18 protein-coding genes and 3 pseudogenes are annotated in these 16142 nt (G+C 59.6%); 9 read left to right on the top strand and 12 right to left on the bottom strand.

Annotated features, from left to right (window positions below; all coding sequences use genetic code 11):
- Positions 1 to 15: 15 nt before the first annotated feature.
- Positions 16 to 840: an oxidoreductase gene (locus J2857_RS24110; protein ID WP_210012639.1), complete on the bottom strand. Its 825-nt coding sequence runs from the start codon at positions 838 to 840 to the stop codon at positions 16 to 18.
- A 110-nt stretch (positions 841 to 950) separates the two neighbouring features.
- Here J2857_RS24110 and J2857_RS24105 point away from each other — a divergent pair, with 110 nt between their 5' ends.
- On the top strand, positions 951 to 1814 hold the full coding sequence (locus tag J2857_RS24105) for a LysR family transcriptional regulator (protein WP_210012638.1): 864 nt from the start codon (positions 951 to 953) through the stop codon (positions 1812 to 1814).
- 80 nt (positions 1815 to 1894) lie between these two features.
- Here the strand turns inward: J2857_RS24105 and J2857_RS24100 are convergent, their stop codons facing one another.
- The 8 genes from J2857_RS24100 to J2857_RS24065 form a co-directional block, all read right to left on the bottom strand.
- The gene (locus J2857_RS24100; RefSeq protein ID WP_432420178.1) at positions 1895 to 2206 is read right to left on the bottom strand and encodes a chorismate mutase; all 312 of its coding nucleotides are present in this window, start codon (positions 2204 to 2206) and stop codon (positions 1895 to 1897) included.
- 26 nt (positions 2207 to 2232) lie between these two features.
- Complete coding sequence (locus tag J2857_RS24095) at positions 2233 to 2817, bottom strand: DUF308 domain-containing protein (RefSeq protein WP_210012637.1); 585 nt, start codon at positions 2815 to 2817, stop codon at positions 2233 to 2235.
- 51 nt (positions 2818 to 2868) lie between these two features.
- Positions 2869 to 3198, bottom strand: a complete 330-nt coding sequence (locus J2857_RS24090) for a hypothetical protein (protein ID WP_210012636.1) — start codon at positions 3196 to 3198, stop codon at positions 2869 to 2871.
- A gap of 34 nt (positions 3199 to 3232) precedes the next feature.
- Complete coding sequence (locus J2857_RS24085) at positions 3233 to 4009, bottom strand: molybdopterin-binding protein (RefSeq protein ID WP_210012635.1); 777 nt, start codon at positions 4007 to 4009, stop codon at positions 3233 to 3235.
- Positions 4006 to 4860: a cytochrome b/b6 domain-containing protein gene (locus J2857_RS24080; RefSeq protein ID WP_210012634.1), complete on the bottom strand. Its 855-nt coding sequence runs from the start codon at positions 4858 to 4860 to the stop codon at positions 4006 to 4008. The genes J2857_RS24085 and J2857_RS24080 overlap by 4 nt, the downstream gene beginning before the upstream one ends.
- A gap of 106 nt (positions 4861 to 4966) precedes the next feature.
- Complete coding sequence (locus tag J2857_RS24075; protein ID WP_210012633.1) at positions 4967 to 5593, bottom strand: hypothetical protein; 627 nt, start codon at positions 5591 to 5593, stop codon at positions 4967 to 4969.
- 68 nt (positions 5594 to 5661) lie between these two features.
- Positions 5662 to 6252: a TetR/AcrR family transcriptional regulator gene (locus tag J2857_RS24070; protein ID WP_210012632.1), complete on the bottom strand. Its 591-nt coding sequence runs from the start codon at positions 6250 to 6252 to the stop codon at positions 5662 to 5664.
- 54 nt (positions 6253 to 6306) lie between these two features.
- Positions 6307 to 7134, bottom strand: a complete 828-nt coding sequence (locus J2857_RS24065) for an oxidoreductase (RefSeq protein WP_210012631.1) — start codon at positions 7132 to 7134, stop codon at positions 6307 to 6309.
- A gap of 93 nt (positions 7135 to 7227) precedes the next feature.
- Here J2857_RS24065 and J2857_RS24060 point away from each other — a divergent pair, with 93 nt between their 5' ends.
- The 4 genes and pseudogenes from J2857_RS24060 to J2857_RS24050 all read left to right on the top strand — a co-directional run bounded on the left by J2857_RS24060 (position 7228) and on the right by J2857_RS24050 (position 9928).
- Positions 7228 to 8139 (top strand): AraC family transcriptional regulator, encoded by a 912-nt coding sequence (locus J2857_RS24060; RefSeq protein WP_210012630.1) that lies wholly within the window; start codon positions 7228 to 7230, stop codon positions 8137 to 8139.
- A 98-nt stretch (positions 8140 to 8237) separates the two neighbouring features.
- Positions 8238 to 8422: pseudogene (locus J2857_RS31040) on the top strand (LysR substrate-binding domain-containing protein); the annotation flags it as partial.
- Positions 8423 to 8742: 320 nt separating this feature from the next.
- The gene (locus tag J2857_RS24055) at positions 8743 to 9114 is read left to right on the top strand and encodes a MarR family winged helix-turn-helix transcriptional regulator (protein ID WP_245363781.1); all 372 of its coding nucleotides are present in this window, start codon (positions 8743 to 8745) and stop codon (positions 9112 to 9114) included.
- Positions 9115 to 9118: 4 nt separating this feature from the next.
- Positions 9119 to 9928, top strand: coding sequence for an NAD-dependent epimerase/dehydratase family protein (locus tag J2857_RS24050; protein ID WP_210012628.1), 810 nt, complete (start codon positions 9119 to 9121; stop codon positions 9926 to 9928).
- A gap of 119 nt (positions 9929 to 10047) precedes the next feature.
- Here J2857_RS24050 and J2857_RS24045 read toward each other — a convergent pair.
- From J2857_RS24045 to J2857_RS24040, 3 genes and pseudogenes are all read right to left on the bottom strand, one after another.
- Positions 10048 to 10435, bottom strand: a pseudogene (locus J2857_RS24045) (HipA domain-containing protein); the annotation flags it as partial.
- Positions 10436 to 10546, bottom strand: a pseudogene (locus J2857_RS31035) (IS6 family transposase); the annotation flags it as partial.
- Positions 10547 to 10793: 247 nt separating this feature from the next.
- On the bottom strand, positions 10794 to 11687 hold the full coding sequence (locus J2857_RS24040) for a LysR substrate-binding domain-containing protein (RefSeq protein ID WP_210012627.1): 894 nt from the start codon (positions 11685 to 11687) through the stop codon (positions 10794 to 10796).
- A gap of 209 nt (positions 11688 to 11896) precedes the next feature.
- Between J2857_RS24040 and J2857_RS24035 the strand changes: the two genes are divergently transcribed.
- From J2857_RS24035 to J2857_RS24020, 4 genes are all read left to right on the top strand, one after another.
- On the top strand, positions 11897 to 12601 hold the full coding sequence (locus J2857_RS24035) for an isochorismatase family protein (protein WP_210012626.1): 705 nt from the start codon (positions 11897 to 11899) through the stop codon (positions 12599 to 12601).
- Positions 12602 to 12703: 102 nt separating this feature from the next.
- Complete coding sequence (locus J2857_RS24030) at positions 12704 to 14242, top strand: ABC transporter substrate-binding protein (RefSeq protein ID WP_210012625.1); 1539 nt, start codon at positions 12704 to 12706, stop codon at positions 14240 to 14242.
- Positions 14243 to 14263: 21 nt separating this feature from the next.
- Positions 14264 to 15211, top strand: a complete 948-nt coding sequence (locus tag J2857_RS24025) for an ABC transporter permease (RefSeq protein WP_210012624.1) — start codon at positions 14264 to 14266, stop codon at positions 15209 to 15211.
- Positions 15212 to 15226: 15 nt separating this feature from the next.
- Positions 15227 to 16114 carry an ABC transporter permease gene (locus J2857_RS24020; protein WP_210012623.1) on the top strand — a complete coding sequence of 296 codons (888 nt, stop codon included), beginning with the start codon at positions 15227 to 15229 and terminating at the stop codon, positions 16112 to 16114.
- Positions 16115 to 16142: the final 28 nt, after the last annotated feature.

The following is a 16142-nucleotide window of genomic DNA, read 5'->3' as shown; positions in this document are numbered from 1 at the left end:
GGTTGCGGCCAGCGCTCAGTGCCGGTCGAAATCGGTGGCAATCGTGATGTCGCGCCAGGTATCGATATCGCTGCGAAAGGAAGCCAGCTTTCGCTCAGCGATTGAATGCGCGGCGGGGCCAAGCGGCAAATGAAGCGGGGCGTTATCGGCATCGACGGCTTGCAGTATCACCGCGATCGCCTTGTCAGGATCGCCTGCCTGATTGCCGTTATTAGTTTGGCGATAATGCTTGCGCGAGCTCGCGGCGTATTCTGGCATCTCGTTGGCCACCATCGTGATCGAACGTCCAAGGAAGTCCGTGCGGAATGGACCAGGCTCAACGATCAGCACGCGGATGCCGAATGGCTTCAGCTCGCCGGCGAGCGCTTCGGAAAGCCCTTCCACGGCAAACTTGGCGGCATTGTAATAGCCGCCACCGCCGCTGCCCGCGATGCCTGCCCCGGAGGACATGTTGACAATCGTTCCGCCCGAACGTCGGAGGACTGGTAAGGCTGCTTTGGTGGTTTCGATCAGACCGAAGACATTCACCTCGAACATCGGCCGATATTCATCGGGAGTGCCCTCCTCGATCGCGCCGAACAGTCCATAGCCGGCATTGTTCACGAGGACATCAAAGCCGCCGAATGTCTCAACCGCCTTTGCGACTGCGGCCTTGGCTGCCGCCGCATCCGTCACGTCGAGCGGCAAGGTGATCATCCGGCCGCCGAAAGGCTGAGCCACGTCTTCGATCGTTTTGACATTGCGGGCCGTCGCGACGACCTGATCACCGCGCTGTGCTGCAGCGAGCGCGAGCCGCTCGCCGAAGCCGCTTGAGCAGCCTGTGATGAGCCAGGTTTTCATCAGTTTGTCTCCGAGTTGTTTTCAAAAGATGACTTGAATCTAGAAGTTTATATTTGTACTTGAAGTGACAGTATTGTACTTCCGACGTTCATTTTTGTAAGGGCATGGCTGTGGAATGGAGTGACGTAAAAATCTTCCTTGCTATTGCGCGATCCGGCACGCTCGGCGGCGCTGCGCGTGCCCTTCATACAAGCCATCCGACGGTCGGCAGACGGCTGCGCGCCCTTGAGGAGGCGATCGGCCACACACTCTTCCAGCGGACTGCGGACGGTCTCGTGCTGACCGAGGAGGGCCATGGGATCATCACGCTGGCAGAGCAGATGGAAGAGGGCGCGCTGGCCATGGAGCGTCGGCTTGCAGGGCAGGAGCAAAACCTCAAAGGCAATCTGCGTATCTCATCAGCGGACTGGTTCGGCGCCTATGTCCTGCCTCCCATCCTGGCAGATTTCTCGAAAGCCTACCCTAATGTAGACGTCGAGATCCTGACCGGCACTCGCCTGTTCAACCTCGCCCAAAGGGAGGCCGACGTCGCTTTTCGTATCGTTCCGTTCAACACTGCCGATGTCATTCAGCGGCGGCTCTTCAGGCTCGAATACGGCGTCTACATCGCCGAGGAGTCGCCTGACCCCAAATATGGCGACGGGACTGGTTTCCGGCTGATCACCCACGATACTTCGACCGGGCAGTTCCCCGATATCGCCTGGCTCGTCGAGAGTTTCCCGAACGCGAGACCCGTCCTGCGATCGAACAACCGCAACGTCCAGGGGCGAATGTGCAAGCAGGGCGTAGGGATCGCCGTCCTGCCCCGCGTAGTGGGCAATCAGATCCCGGGTATCCGCAGATTGGAACTGCCCAAGCCCCCGCCGGCGCGAGACATCTGGATGGGATATCACCGGGACCTACGACGTCTTCAGCGTCTTCGCGCGTTCATCTCGACCGTATCGGACCATCTCGCGAATGCGCCCGCATGGTAAGCCGCCCGAAGAAGATTTGATTTTCCCTGCCGTCCGGCTGCATTCAACCGCTGCGGTAGGAGACAGGCTCGGCAGACACTTTACTTCTCGGCCGCAATCTCCCTGTGCCGCTCCACCACAGCACCCACGATCATTCTCATCAGCCCTTCGACAAAGTGCTGACTTAGGCCGACATCATTGGCGATATTCCTCAGTCGATCCAATTGGCGTCGCTCTCGCTCGTTATCGATCGCCGGCATCGCCCGTTCGGCTTTCAAGTGGCCGACTTGCTCGGTACAGCGAAAGCGTTCAGCTAGGATATAGAGGAGAGCTGAATCCAGGTTGTCGATGGTCCTCCGATAGGAAGCAAGTTGCTCTGCCGGATCATGCGTCATCATTTGAATATCTTCCAAGCGGTTTCATTGGCGCGAGGTAGAGCTTACGAGATGGGATGCATACTGCGACGCGACAGGGCGATCGTCAGCCATATTGCCGAAACCAGGAAGTAGAATGCCCCGACGCCAGCGTACCCCGCGACCGTGGAGATAGAAGGCTCCTGCGGCATTTGCGCTTGAAAGATGAAGAGCGCGCCGGCCACAGCGGATTGGCCACCGCTCAAAATCATCGCCCACTGACCTCCACTCGTTTTCCAACGCTGCACGGCAGTCCCAAGCTGCAACAGCCCTGAAAAGATCGCCCAGAGGCCGAAAGCGCCGAGAACCCAGTTCATGTTCATTGTCAGCGCCAGGATCACGGCAATCATCATGACCGAGCTCGCTGCGACGTTGATCGCTTGGCTCCGGTTGGCGGCAAGGCCACCGCTCCTGGCCGCATCGACAACGTTCGCGAGTGCATCCCAAGCGGGATAGATGATCAGCAGTGCGGCAGCCACCGCAAAGGAATGCCGTCCGGCAGTCAATGCAGCCGCGACCCACAGCACTGAGAAGGCCGCTCTGGTAAAGTAATACTGCTTGAGCCACTGGTCGTTGCCGCGCGGGGCACGGGAGATCTGGTTGTTCGACATTGTTTTCTTCCACTTTCTGATTGGTTGATGAGATTGCGCGCGCGAGCTCTGTCAGAAGAAGCCGACATGCTTGCCAAATGGGGTATTCTCGTCCCACTCATGTCGGCCGATCCGATCGCTCTCGCCGGAGAGTTTCCCGACTGGCTCTCGCGAACTCTCAAGGTGCTGTGAGCTGTCGTGAGATGGAACTTTTGCCCCACCGCCGTGGGCGCCCTTCAGGCGCATACGCTTCTCGAATGCATCGCTGATCGCCTCCTGCCGCTTGGCGACCCATCGGCCGTCAGGATCGGAGAGGATCGAACTGGTTTGATTGATCCCGACCTGTCGTGAAGGCGCGGTCGCTGAAATCGGCATGACTTTCTGGACTTTGCGTCTGCTCATGGACTGTCATCCCGTGGTTTACCATTTGATGGCCTTAGATACCGGCGTACCATTCGTAGCCGCGGTCTTCCCAATAGCCGCCGTTCCCGCCCCACAGGCCAGCGAAGCTATCGACCAGTTCGATGCGCATGATGTACTTGGCCTGTTTGTAACCCAGTTGCCGCTCGACCCTGAGACGCAAGGGGGCGCCGTGACCGACGCTGAGGTCCTGGCGGTTCATCTGGTAGGCGAGGATGGTTTGCGGATGAACCGCGTCGATGAGATCAATGCTCTCGTAGTAGCGGCCGCTTCCATCGAGCGTCTTTTCGAGTTCGTCGGCACAATGCAGTACGACATAGCGCGCCGTTGGCTTGATCCCGGTCAGAAGCAACAGTTGGGAGAGCGGAACGCCCGTCCATTTGCCGATCGCACTCCAGCCCTCGACGCAGTCATGGCGGGTGATCTGGGTGCGGGAGGGAAGCGACTTCAGATCGGCGAGCGAAAACGCCTGCGGCCGATCAACAAGACCGTCGATCTTCAGTCGCCAGTTTGCAAACTTGCCTTCCAACAGTTCCGCATATTCCTCGCTGTCGGGAGCACTCGTTCCATTGACACGGAAGGAGGGAGAGATGTCCTTTTCATCAAACTCACGCGCCAGCGCATCGCGCCCCTGAATCAGTCTCTGCGCCTTCATGGTCAGGTGCTCGGCTGAGCGAAGGACATTGGCGAAGTCGGCGTTCTGGTCCAGCAGATCACACCCGGAAAGGGTCAGAGCACTTGCGCCAAGCGTGCCGCCGATGAGAAAGCGGCGTCGGGTGAGAAGCTTGCTCATGATTGTGGGCCTTTTTCCTGGATAGCATAACGTCCAGTGATCATCGAGCGGATGTTGTTCCAAGTCCCGGATAGGACGACCATTGCCACATGGACGATGACGAAGATGACCAGCCCCGACGCTGTGATGAAATGGATGGTCCGCGCGGATTGGCGCCCGCCGAAGATCTCGACGAGGGCGGGGAAAGCGGCGTCAACCCCGGGTGACATCGTCAGGCCTGTCAGAACCATCAGAGGCAGCAGAATGACAATGACCGCCAGATAGGTGAGCTTTTGAAGGGCATTGTAATGTTTGGCCTCCTCCCCTTCCGGAAAGCGTAACCGAGCGTGGTCGAGGATTTCGCGGCCGAGGTGGCGCGGCGAAAGCTCATGGGGCTTTGGTGCCAAGTCTTTGCGGAAATGTCCGCTCAGCACGCTGAAACCGAGATAGACAATGCCATTGATCACAAACAGCCAGGCGAAGAAGAAATGCCAGCGCCGTCCAGCCGCAAGATCCTGGAATGAAGGGATGGTTGCCCAGGATGGAAAGGCGCGTGAGGCCTGTTGGCCATCAACCTGGGAAACGCCAAGGACGCCCGTCGTGGGAATCTCTAGTCCGGCGATGCGGACGAAGCCACCCGGATTGCCGCCTTCGTCATCAGAGCCAATGGTCAGCACCGCAGGATCGCCATTCGCGCCGTAATGTCCCCAGTAGAGCTCGGGGTGGGCATTGAAGATCTGCAGTCCGCTCAAGAGAAGGAAACTCAGGCAGAGCACGTTCAACCAGTGCGTGAGCCGGGTCACGACGGAGTGGCGGCGGATGAAGATCGTCCGAGGGTATTGGACATTGTCATTGGAGGCGTTTGCGCTCATCTCAGCGTCTCTCGTCTGTGACATTCCACGGCTGCAGATGAAGCAGCATCGATCCGTTGTAACTGGCCGAAGCAGAGGCGGCTGCTCCGGCCAGTGACGGCGTGGCTTACATGGGGGGAACCACGCCATTCTTGCCGACGACCACCTGGTGGGCGACGGGCCCGGTCGCAGCCTTTTCGGCAGTGATGAAGACAACGGCGCCGGGAATGAGATCATCCTTGGTGGCCGCAGCAATGGTCACGACAGGCGTCCCATCCGGAATGGCGATCTTCTTTTCCTTGCCATGATAGGTGACGGTAACGGTCCGGCCATCGACGCCTTTAACGGCATCTGCGACCGTCGCATTGGTCATGCTGCTGTCGGGCTTCAGATCCCAGCCGTAGCTACCTTCGCCAAGGCCCTTCATAGCCGGCGGGAAAATAAGGACTTCAAGCGCGCCATCGCCACCGTCTGCCTTCGGAAGGGATGCGATTCCGACAAAATCACCGGGCTTGATGTCAGTGACTTTGGCATTTGCGACACCGGCGACCTTCCAGTCGTCGGCAAGCGCGATATCGACAGTCTCACCCTCGCGGGTCTTCACCTTGAGCGTCGATCCCGCAAAGGTGACTACGCTGCCGCGGACGTGGATCGGCGCGGCTTTCTTATCTTCGGCACGAGCGGGTGCCGCAACGGTTGATGCGGAAAGGATAGTCGCCAGGCCGAGGGCCAAGACTGGGAAAATATTTCTCATTTTCTCTTCCTACTAGTTGGTAGTTCCGTTGAACGCGAGCGTACCTGAGGAGCTAGGCTGCCGCAGGATTAGTGGGAGACGGTGGGCGTGAGACGATTGAGAGCTGGTGCAAGGATCGTCCCGAAAACCTCCGGTTTCCCGTAGGCTCTCGCGGAAAGCATCGCCCCATAAACCGTCGCCAGAAATGCTTCGGCTTCGACGTGAGGTTCACTGGTGAGCGTCAGAGTACCTTGCCTGGAGCCGCGCTCCATAACCGAAGCCAGCCACAAAGAGATGAAGCGAAAGAATGCCGTCACCTCTATGGCGACTTCCGGCGGGAGGGAGGGCAACTCGCTGGCAAGCAGAGCACAGACACAATACGGTCTGCTCGCGTCCTCTATGCATTTGGCCCAGTGGTTTGCGTAGACCTTGAGGATGTCCAGTGCATTCGGAACGTTCTGTTCGAGGACTGCCACGGTTGCCTGACCATCCTCCCGATAACGCTTGACCAGTTCACGCACCAGATCAACCTTGCTGGGGAAATGGTGGTGGATACTGGCCTTGCGAATGCCGACAATCTCCGAGATATCGGCGTAGCTGAAGCTATTGTAGCCGCCGCTCATCAGGAGGTTTCGGGTGGATGCCAGAATGTCGTCCGAGGTGGTTGAAAGATTGCTCATGCAACCTGTCTACCTTCTAGTAGGCAGAAGGTCAAGAACAAAATTCGCCTTACGTCAGCCGTCCGTGGAGACCGTCACATCTTTCCACGCTTCGATTTCCTGCTGCAGACGCTCGATCCGCGCCGTCACGTGCTTGAGCGCATCGCTGCCAAGGAGAAGTTGCGGCGGAGGATTATCGGACTCGACGAGGACCAGCACGGCGGAGGCCAGTTTTTGAGGATCACCGAGCTGCTTGCCACTCACTGCCTGACGCGCCTCTCGGATCGGATTAAACAGGTTGTCGTAATCCTGGATAGAACGGTCCGTACGGACCATTGAACGACCTGCCCAGTCTGTACGAAATGAGCCGGGGCAAAGGGTTGTCACGTGAACACCGAACGGCGCCATTTCCGAACGCATGACCTCGGAAATGCCCTGAAGTGCGAACTTGCTGCCGCAGTAATAGGCGATACCGGGCATGGTGATCATGCCGCCCATCGACGTGACGTTGACGATAAAGCCGCTGCGGCGTTCACGGAACCTTGGAAGAAACGCCTTGGCCACCGCGACGGCGCCAAACACGTTCACGTCGAACTGGCGGCGCATCTCCTCGATCGGCGATTCCTCAAGCACACCCTCGTGCCCGTATCCTGCGTTGTTGATCAGCACATCGACTGGGCCGTGTTCTTCCTCCGCCTGCTGAACCACGGCAGGAATGCGCCCGAAATCGGTGACGTCGCAAAGAACCGGGTGGAGCGCTGAGAGATTCTTTGACAGCACGTCACGCGAGGCTTCGGAGCGGATGGTCCCGATGACCTTGTGACCGGCTTCGATTGCGGCAGTGGCAATCGCCAGCCCAAAACCCGAGTTCGCTCCCGTGATGAAGAAAGTCTTTGACGACATATCTGAAACTCCTCGATTAACCGTCGATGTGCCAGATAATCTAGAGACCGCGTCAATTCGATTGCTAATTCTCTCAAACTTTTGTCAAATCCTATGAACTGCAAAAAGCCGCCCTCCACACATGACCAGCTTGTCGCCTTGGCTGGACACCGAGCTCCCCGTCTCGGCTACAATCAGACTGCGCTCGGCTGCGTCCGGATCCTACGTACGGAAACGGTGCTTAATGACGTTCCGGTTCTCTATAAGCCGGGGGCCGTGTTCGTATTGCAGGGGAGCAAGCACGGCATCTTGGACGGGGAAGTCTACCTCTACGACGAGGACCATTATCTTGCCGTTTCGGTACCCGTTCCCTTCCGGATGACGTCTACGGCCAGTCCACAGCGGCCACTGCTGGCTATCTATCTTGAATTCGACATGCAGATGGCGGCCGAGATCGCCATGCAGGTCGAGAAACACGCCGGTCCCGCAAGCGCCAAGCCGATAGGGCTCCTCTCGAGCAAAATGAGCAAAGACATTGAGGGCGTCCTGCTACGCTTGCTGATGATGCTCGGTAGCCCGATCGAGGTCGCCGTGCTTGGAGGCTCTATCCTGCGTGAACTGCATTATCGGGTCATATCAGGCCCGCAAGGTGGCGCAGTGATCGCGGCCTTGCAGCGGAAAGGAACGTCGGGAAAGCTGGTCGAGAGCGTGGCGTGGTTGCGGGAGAATTACGCAGCCGAAATCGCCGTCGCGGATCTCGCTAAAAGCGTGGGAATGAGTGTCCCTTCGTACCACGTTCATTTCAAGGACCTGACGGGCTCAAGTCCGATGCAGTATGTGAAAGCGCTGCGACTCCATGAGGCAAGGCTGATGATCGCCCGCAAGAGCGGGACAATTGCAGATGTGGCTGCATCGGTCGGCTATGTCAGCCCCGCCCAATTCAGCCGCGATTTCAAACGGCATTTCGGGCGTACCGCATCGGAAGAGGTGAAGTGGGTCCAACATCACCTTGGAGATCAGGCCTAATTGCCGAATTGGTATAGTAAGCGAGTACTGGTTGCGCGAACGGAAAGGCCGACGCCGTACGGCAATCCGGGCAGGCGTACAATCGAGCTCGAGGCGCGGCGGGCGTAACGGTCACCTTCGGGATGGAGGGCACCTTCAAACCCTATGTCGAATCCGGTCAGTTGGTCCCTCTCCTTCAGGAGTATTGTCCACCGTTTGCCGGCTTCTTTCTTTATTACCCCAGCCGGCGCAATCTCCCTCCGAAACTTGAGCACTCATCGACCATGTAAAGCGGTGGCGATAACATCCGCCCCTGATATCGCCGGCGTGACAGTCACGACCGAGCCGGGCCGGCGAGGTCGATCTGGAACGCTCCAAGGCCAAAGCTGCCGTGAAGCCATGCGCCACGTTCGTCGATGGCGGCCGTCCAGCGTTCTGGCCCAGCACTCGGAGAACACCGCCGAACCCGACAGCATCGAGCCTTGACATTCGTTCGCTACCTTGCAACTATCGTATGGTAGCGAACGAAATGAACAAGGCTTTTCCATGCGTGATCAGGCGGACACCAAAGATCTTTCCGTGGGAGCATGGACGAAGCGGTGTTACTTCGCGGGTCGGGCCCTCATGGACGAGCGTCTGCGGCCCTTCGATCTGGGATCCACACAATGGTATGTCCTCTGGTATCTCGTCAACAACGGCCCGTCCGTCCAGCGCGACCTAGGCCGCGCACTCGAGCTCGAACGCGCGACCTTGAGTGGAATCATCGCCACGCTCGTCCGCAAGGGCCTGATCGTGCAGAAATCGGACGGAGGCGATCAACGTCAACGTCTGCTGACGTTGACGGCTGCAGGGGAAGCGCTATGGCGCCGGATTCCTGATCTTTCTTTCATTCACGACGCTGCCTTCGGCGGGATCGACGAGGCGGATCTGGCCACGACCATCCGTGTTCTCAAATCAGCGACCGAACGGCTGCAGACCCTGTTGCGAAAGGATTGAGCAAATGACCGTATTGATCACGGGAGCCACCGGGCTCGTTGGTGAGCGACTTCTGCCGCGGCTGGCGGAGGCCGGCTTTGCCTGCCGCGTCCTGCTTCGGGCGGGCAAGGGCTGCCCCGAAGGAATAGAAGCCGTGACGGGCGACATTCTCGATCCCTCAACCCTGACGAGCGCCGTCCTCGGGGTTTCTGCTGTCGTGCATCTGGCAGCCGTGTTTCGCACGCAAGACGCCGATCTCATCTGGAAGAGCAACCTCGACGGGACACGCAACCTGATTGCCGCCGTGAAGGCCCATGCTCCCGACGCGCGGTTCATCATGTCGAGCACCAGCCATGTCTACAATAAGGACAATCCGCATCCGGGAAGGGAAGACGACCCTGTCGATCCACAGCACGCCTATCCCGCAAGCAAGGTGGCCGCGGAGAAGGAACTGCGCGAAAGCGGGTTGAACTGGTCGATCCTTCGCTTCCCCTTCGTCTATGGCGATGGTGACGGACATCTCGAATCTCTTCCCGAGCACGTCAGCACCTGGCATCCCGCGCAACGCATGAGCACGATCCACCATCGTGACATCGCCCAGGCGGTCACGCTGGCGCTGGATGGTGCTTTCGATCGACACGTCGTGAACTTGGCCGACGAAGCGCCCTCCTCCATCTACGAACTTGCGGGCATGGCTGGGTCCCGGTTGGTTTCAAGTTCCGAACCCCTTGCAAATCCATGGTACCTGCACGTCGACCCATCTCTCGCCCGCAGCCTGGGTTTTCGCCCCAGCATAAGGACCGTGTACCAGGCTTGGCAGGAGGGACTTTCCTAAGGCGAGTTGTAGAATTTGGTGACCCGGCTTGGCTTTTTAGCCTGTAAGCCACCTCGCTGGGCCGCCCCTCACCGGCATTGTTCACGTTTTGACTAAAACATTTTAATTTACTTAAATAGCTATAAAGCAAGCGCTCGCTTTAGGTCGTCATGCTCAAAAGCACTGACCATGCGATTGATTTCGCTGCTCCGCGCGCCAACTGCCTTGGCGGTCTCACGCCAGGTCGTAGGCCGGCGACAGCGACCAGCCGGCCTTACCCAACCACAGGAATCCATGATTGCGCAGATGATGGTCGACATTGGAGATCAGCACGTTGAAGACCACCCGACGATAGAGAGCATGGGCGTCCGTCTTCCCCTGCGCGCCGTGTTGCGCAAGCGCATCGACAATTTCGGGGTAACTGCCGCGCTCGCCATCCTTGGCGCCCATCATTGCCATCGCTGACAGAAATGGAATGCGGATGGCGCCGTTCCGGTCGAAGCGTCGAGACAACATGACGGCTTTTCCGTCCTCGACCAGACGCAGGCTCAACGGGAACCGGTAATAGGGCCAGACCCCATGGGCGATGATCTGCAGTGGGAAACCATCGCGCTTGGAGCTGATGGCAGACATTGTCATGCTGCCGTCCCTATGCTGCGAATGCTGATGCGGGGCTTACGCGATAACACCGTCGAATAGCCTTGAAGCGCCGGTTCGCCGACTGCCATCGACGAATCGGCATATTCTCCCCCCAGGCAAATAGAGGATAAGAATGCGGGGAGAATTACCCCGTTCGGTCCCGCGAATGCAACAGGTGCGGCCCAAGACCCATGCTCGTGCGTCTCAGGAGCCCCGAGCCAATCAACAATCTCGATGACAATTCTGCTTACGCGCTCGCACTGCCACCCGCCGGCTGGGTCTGCTCCAGCAACCAGGCGCGGAACTTTTTGATGGGAGGCCGGCTGTAGCGGCTGCGGGTATAGGCGATGTGGAAATGGTGTTCGGAGCTTGCAACGCTCGGGGAGATCTGCCGAAGCCGTCCCTGGGCGATGGCGTCGGCGACGAATTCGATCTCCGCCATCACGATGCCCAGGCCATGTTCGGCCGCCGCATAGGACATGCTCGAACTCTCGAACGACCAGCCGTGGTCGCGCGGGACGACAGGGACCCCGGCGGCTTCGCACCATGTCTGCCAGTCGTTGTAGCGGCGCAGGGTGTGGATGATCGGATAGTCCGAAAGCCGTTCGATATCGACCGGACCGAGGCTCGGCGCAGCAACCGGGCACAAGGTCGTGACGAATAGCGGTTCTATAATGAAATCAGAGAGTTCGCTTTGCCGGTGAGTGGATAGCACCACCGCGTCGCTGATGTTTGCATCCAGTGCGTCGCCGGGATTGAGATAGAGCGACGTCACCGAAAGATCGGGGTGCCGGCGGGCGAGGTCCGGCATGCGCGGCGCAAGCCAGTGCAGGGCGAAAGACCGCGACAGCCGCAAGACGACCGAGCTTCGCCCCGTCATCGCCTTCAGCGCCGTATGCCCTTCCTCGAGCGCCGTGATCGGCCCTCCGACCAGTTCCAGATAGACCCGTCCGAAATCCGTCAGCGCAATCTGCCGTCCGGCGCGCTGGAAGAGCGGTGTCCCCACCTGCAGCTCCAGCTGGCGTATCTGCTGGCTTACCGCCGACTGCGTGACGTTCAGCGTCTCTGCGGCGCGGGAGAAACTGCCGAGCCGGGCAGCTTCGGAGAACGAACGCAGCAGATGGAGTGGGGGCACATGCATGGAGACATTAGTACACCTTATGGAAACCCTTGAAAATACTCGTTTGACTAAAGCATGCCGTAATTCTTAGCATTTCAATAGCGTGATGCATAAATAGGCAAATCTGCTACGGATTGCGGTATGTAATTGGCAATCTACTAGGCATGTTGGAGCCCACACCATCGCATTACGCCTGCGTCAGGACAAAAACCGCAACGGAGGTTGGATCAATGGAATATGGATGGGAACCTTATCTGTCGGAACGCGACAAGCAGCATACGGAGCTTTGGGGAAAGAAGGAGCTGAACGGCTTCGGTGAAAAGCCGGCGCTGCTCCTCATCGATATCTATTACTCGGTCCTCGGGCTGAAGCGCGAAGACATCTTCGAGTCCATGAAGACCTGGAAGGGCTCGACCGGGCTCGAAGGCTGGGAAGCCGTCGACAAGACCGCCGAACTTCTGGCCGTAGCGCGCAACGCCGGCGTGCCGGTCATCCACGTCAAGGGGCTGCATTCCGGGGTGAACCCGTGGGGTCGCCGCAACCGTGCCAAGCCCAAGATGCCGCAGGAGATGATCGAGAAGGGCCAGCAGATCGTCGACGAGGTCAAGCCAATCGCCGGCGAGCTGGTGATCGAAAAGGCTGCCCCGTCCGGTTTCCAAGGCACACCGCTTGCCTTCCAGCTACAGAGCCTCGGCATCGACACGCTGATCGTCTGCGGCGAAACCACGTCCGGCTGCGTCCGTGCCACCGTGGTCGACGGCGCGACGGCACGCTTCCGCATGGGCGTCGTCAAGGAATGCGTCTTCGACCGCACCGAAGCCTCGCATTACATCAACCTCTACGACATGCACCACAAATATGCCGACGTGGTCTCCCTCGACATGGCCAAGGAATATCTCGCCGGCATGGCCGAGCCGCTGCGGAAGGCAAGCTGACCTGTGCTTCCGGCCTGCGCGGCTTCCTCGCGCAGGCCATCCCTTTCCACCAGTCGGCGCGGCCTCCTCCCCTTGTCAGCCGCGTAACACAGGGAACCAACAATGAAATTTTCCAGTCGATCCTGGCTGTCCGCCGCCTTCCTTGCCGGCGCCACCCTGCTGGCCGCGGTATCTCCGGCCCGCGTTTCCGCCGCGGCGGAGGACAAGACCCTCATCGTCCGCTTCTACGACGACCCGGCGGGCTTCGACCCGTCCAACATCTTCCGCATCGAAAACGAGAACATCGCCTTCAACATCTTCAGCGGCCTGACGACCTATGACAGCAAGACGGGCCAGATCGTCCCGGATCTCGCCACGTCCTGGGAAACCAAGGACAACGTCACCTGGACCTTCCACTTGCGCAAGGGCGTCCAGTGGCAGAAGGGTTATGGAGAGTTCACCGCGGCGGACGTGCTCTACAGCTATAAGCGCGTCCTCGATCCGGCCACCGCATCCCCCTACGTTTCGGAACTGACCGGCATCGACACGATGGAGGCTCCCGATCCCTATACCGTGGTCATCAAGCTGAAGGCGGCAAACGGCGGCTTCCTGCACACGGTGGCCAACTACCACCAGGGCCAGATCGTCAAGAAGGAAGCGATCGAAGCGGCCGGCGGCCAGGTGCGCTGGAAACCCGTCGGGACCGGCCCCTACTACCTGGATTCCATCGACGTCAACTCCCGGATCGTCCTGAAGCGCCATGACGGCTACTACAAGGGTCCGGCACCGATCGCGACCCTCGACTTCCACATCATCAAGGACGATGCCACCGCGGCCATCGCGCTGCGCAACGGCGAGATCGACCTCCTGATGCGCCAGAGCAAGGAGGAACAGCTCCAGATCCTCAAGGATGCCGGGTTCAAGATGAACCATGTCGACAATTACGCATCGTCGATCAAGGTCATGAACCTGTCGGATCCGATCCTCAAGGATGTCCGGGTACGCCGGGCGATCGCCTATGCCATCGACTATCCGGCAATCACCGCGGCGATCGCGCCGACGCTGCAGGCGCCCGCCTATTCGATGCTGATGCCGTGGATGGACGTCTTCTCGAAGGACGCGCCGGAATACAAATACGATCCCGAAAAGGCCAAGAAGCTTTTGGCCGAAGCGGGTTACCCCAACGGCTTCACGCTGAAATCCCTGAACACCTCGGCGCAGGGCGTCACCGAGCAGCAGCAGTTCGAAATCGACTACCTGAGCCAGGTCGGCATCAAGATGGAGCTCGAGTTGGTCGATACGCCGACGTTCAACCAGCGGCGCAACAAGGGCGACTTCATGACGGCCACCCGCCTTCTGCCGGCGGTCAACCCGGACATGATCCTGTTCAGCTATCTGCATCCGGACAACATCGCGCCCAAGGGTCTGAACGGCGCCCGCTACAACAATCCCGAACTGACATCGGCGATCGAGGCCGCCCGGGCCGAAGCCGATCCGGAAAAGCGGATGGGCCTCTACGCCAAGGCGCAGAAGATCGCCATGACCGATCTTCCCTACATCCCTGCCCTGGCCAACAATGTCTACTGGCCCAGCAAGCCCAACGTCACCGGCGTCAACATCAACTACCTGGCGCAAGTGAATTTCTGGGAAGTCGACAAGTAAACCGAAAGGGGATCGCCGGCCATGCTGACCTATAGCTTCAAGCGTCTTGTCCAATTGTTCGTGACGGTTCTGGGTGTCGTCACCCTGGTGTTTTTCACCATGCGACTGATACCCGGAGATCCGATCTCGGCAATGGCCGGCGACAACCTCTCCGGCGCTGCGCTCGATCAGATGCGCGGCCAGATGGGGCTGAACGATCCCCTTCCAGTTCAATACCTGACCTACCTCGGCCGCCTGGCGGTGCTTGACTTCGGCACGACCGTCACCACCAAGCTGCCGATAGTAGGCCTGATCCTCGGCGCCTTGCCGGTCACGGTGTCGATCGCGCTCGGCACCATCTTCCTGACGGTCCTGATCTCGATCCCGCTCGGAACGCTTGCCGCCTACATGGCCCACAAGGGCAACCGGATGCTGGACAATATCATCACCGGCGTCGCCATGGTGCTCGACCTGATGCCGCCGTTCTGGACCTCGCTCGTCTGTCTGCTGATCTTCTCGCTCACGCTCGGATGGTTTCCAGCGAGCGGCACGGTCTCGCTCGACGATCCGGCGATGCTGCTGCGCCGCATCGCCCTTCCCGTCCTCGTCCTGTCGATGGCCCAGATCGCGACGCTGGCGCGCATCACCCGCACCTCGGTTCTCGAAGTGCTGAACGAGGACTATGTGCGGACCGCCCGCTCGATGGGTTGGTCGGAACTGCACGTGCTTTTCCGCCATGCTTTGAAAAACGCCGCCCTGCCCATCGTTACCGTGATCGGGCTGAGCTTCGGCAACCTTCTGAACGGCACCGTCATCGTGGAGTTCATCTTCACCCTGCCGGGCATCGGCAACCTTCTCGTGGGCGGCATGAATAGCCGCGACTATCAGATGGTTCAAACCCTGATCGTCTTCTACGCGATGATCTTCGTTGCGATCAATTTCACCACCGACCTGATTTACCGCGTGTTCGACCCGCGCGTGCAGTTCTGATCCGGAGACAGAATCATGGCCCTCATCTCTATCCCCCTGCCCGCCCATCGATCCATCCAGTTCAATTTTTCGAGCCTGAACGGGACCATCCGGCTCCTGTCCAATCGCCGGGTGCAGCTCGCATTGATGATCCTCGTGCCCATCCTGCTGCTGACCGTGTTCCGTCCGTTCCTGCCGATCCCCGGCCCGCTGGAGACCAACCTGCGCGCGATGACGAAGCCGCCGTCATTCGTGCATCTGTTCGGCACCGACCGGATGGGGCGCGATATTCTCAGCCGCACGCTCGCCGGCGTGCAGATCTCCATGTTCGTCGGCTTCGCGGTGGCGCTGCTGTCGCTTACCGTCGGCCTTGTCATGGGAACTCTGGCGGGTTTCTTCGGCGGAGTGATCGACCGGGTGATGATGACCATCACCGACATCTTCCTCGCTTTTCCCTCGCTGCTGCTCGCCATCGGCCTCGTATCGGTCATGGGGACGGGGATGCTGCCGGTCGTGCTCGCCATCTCGCTGTCCGACGTGCCACGCTTCATCCGGCTGCAGCGATCGCTGGTGCTCAGCCTGAGATCACGGGCCTACATCGACGCCGCCCGCACGGTGAAGGCATCGCAGATGTGGCTCATGACCCGGCACATCGTCCCCAACACGCTGGCACCGCTTCTCGTGGCGGCGTCGATCGCGGCCGCCAACGCCATCCTCGTCGAGGCGGGCCTGAGCTTCCTCGGGCTCGGAATCATGCCGCCCGCCCCCTCGCTCGGCAACCTGATCCGCGACGGCCAGACCTATCTCGAACAGGCGTGGTGGATTTCCACCCTGCCGGGAGCGGTCATCCTGCTCATCGCCATCAGCCTGCACTTCCTGTCGGACGGCATCCGCCAGGTGCTCGACCCCCGCTCGCGCAAATGACGTTCGCGCAAACAACCGTGGCTCAAGA

The sequence above is a fragment of the Neorhizobium galegae genome (genome assembly GCF_017877055.1).
Taxonomy (GTDB): Bacteria; Pseudomonadota; Alphaproteobacteria; order Rhizobiales; family Rhizobiaceae; genus Neorhizobium; species Neorhizobium galegae_D.
Note: the sequence above shows the minus strand (reverse complement) of the source record. Positions and strands in the feature narration are given on the sequence as shown.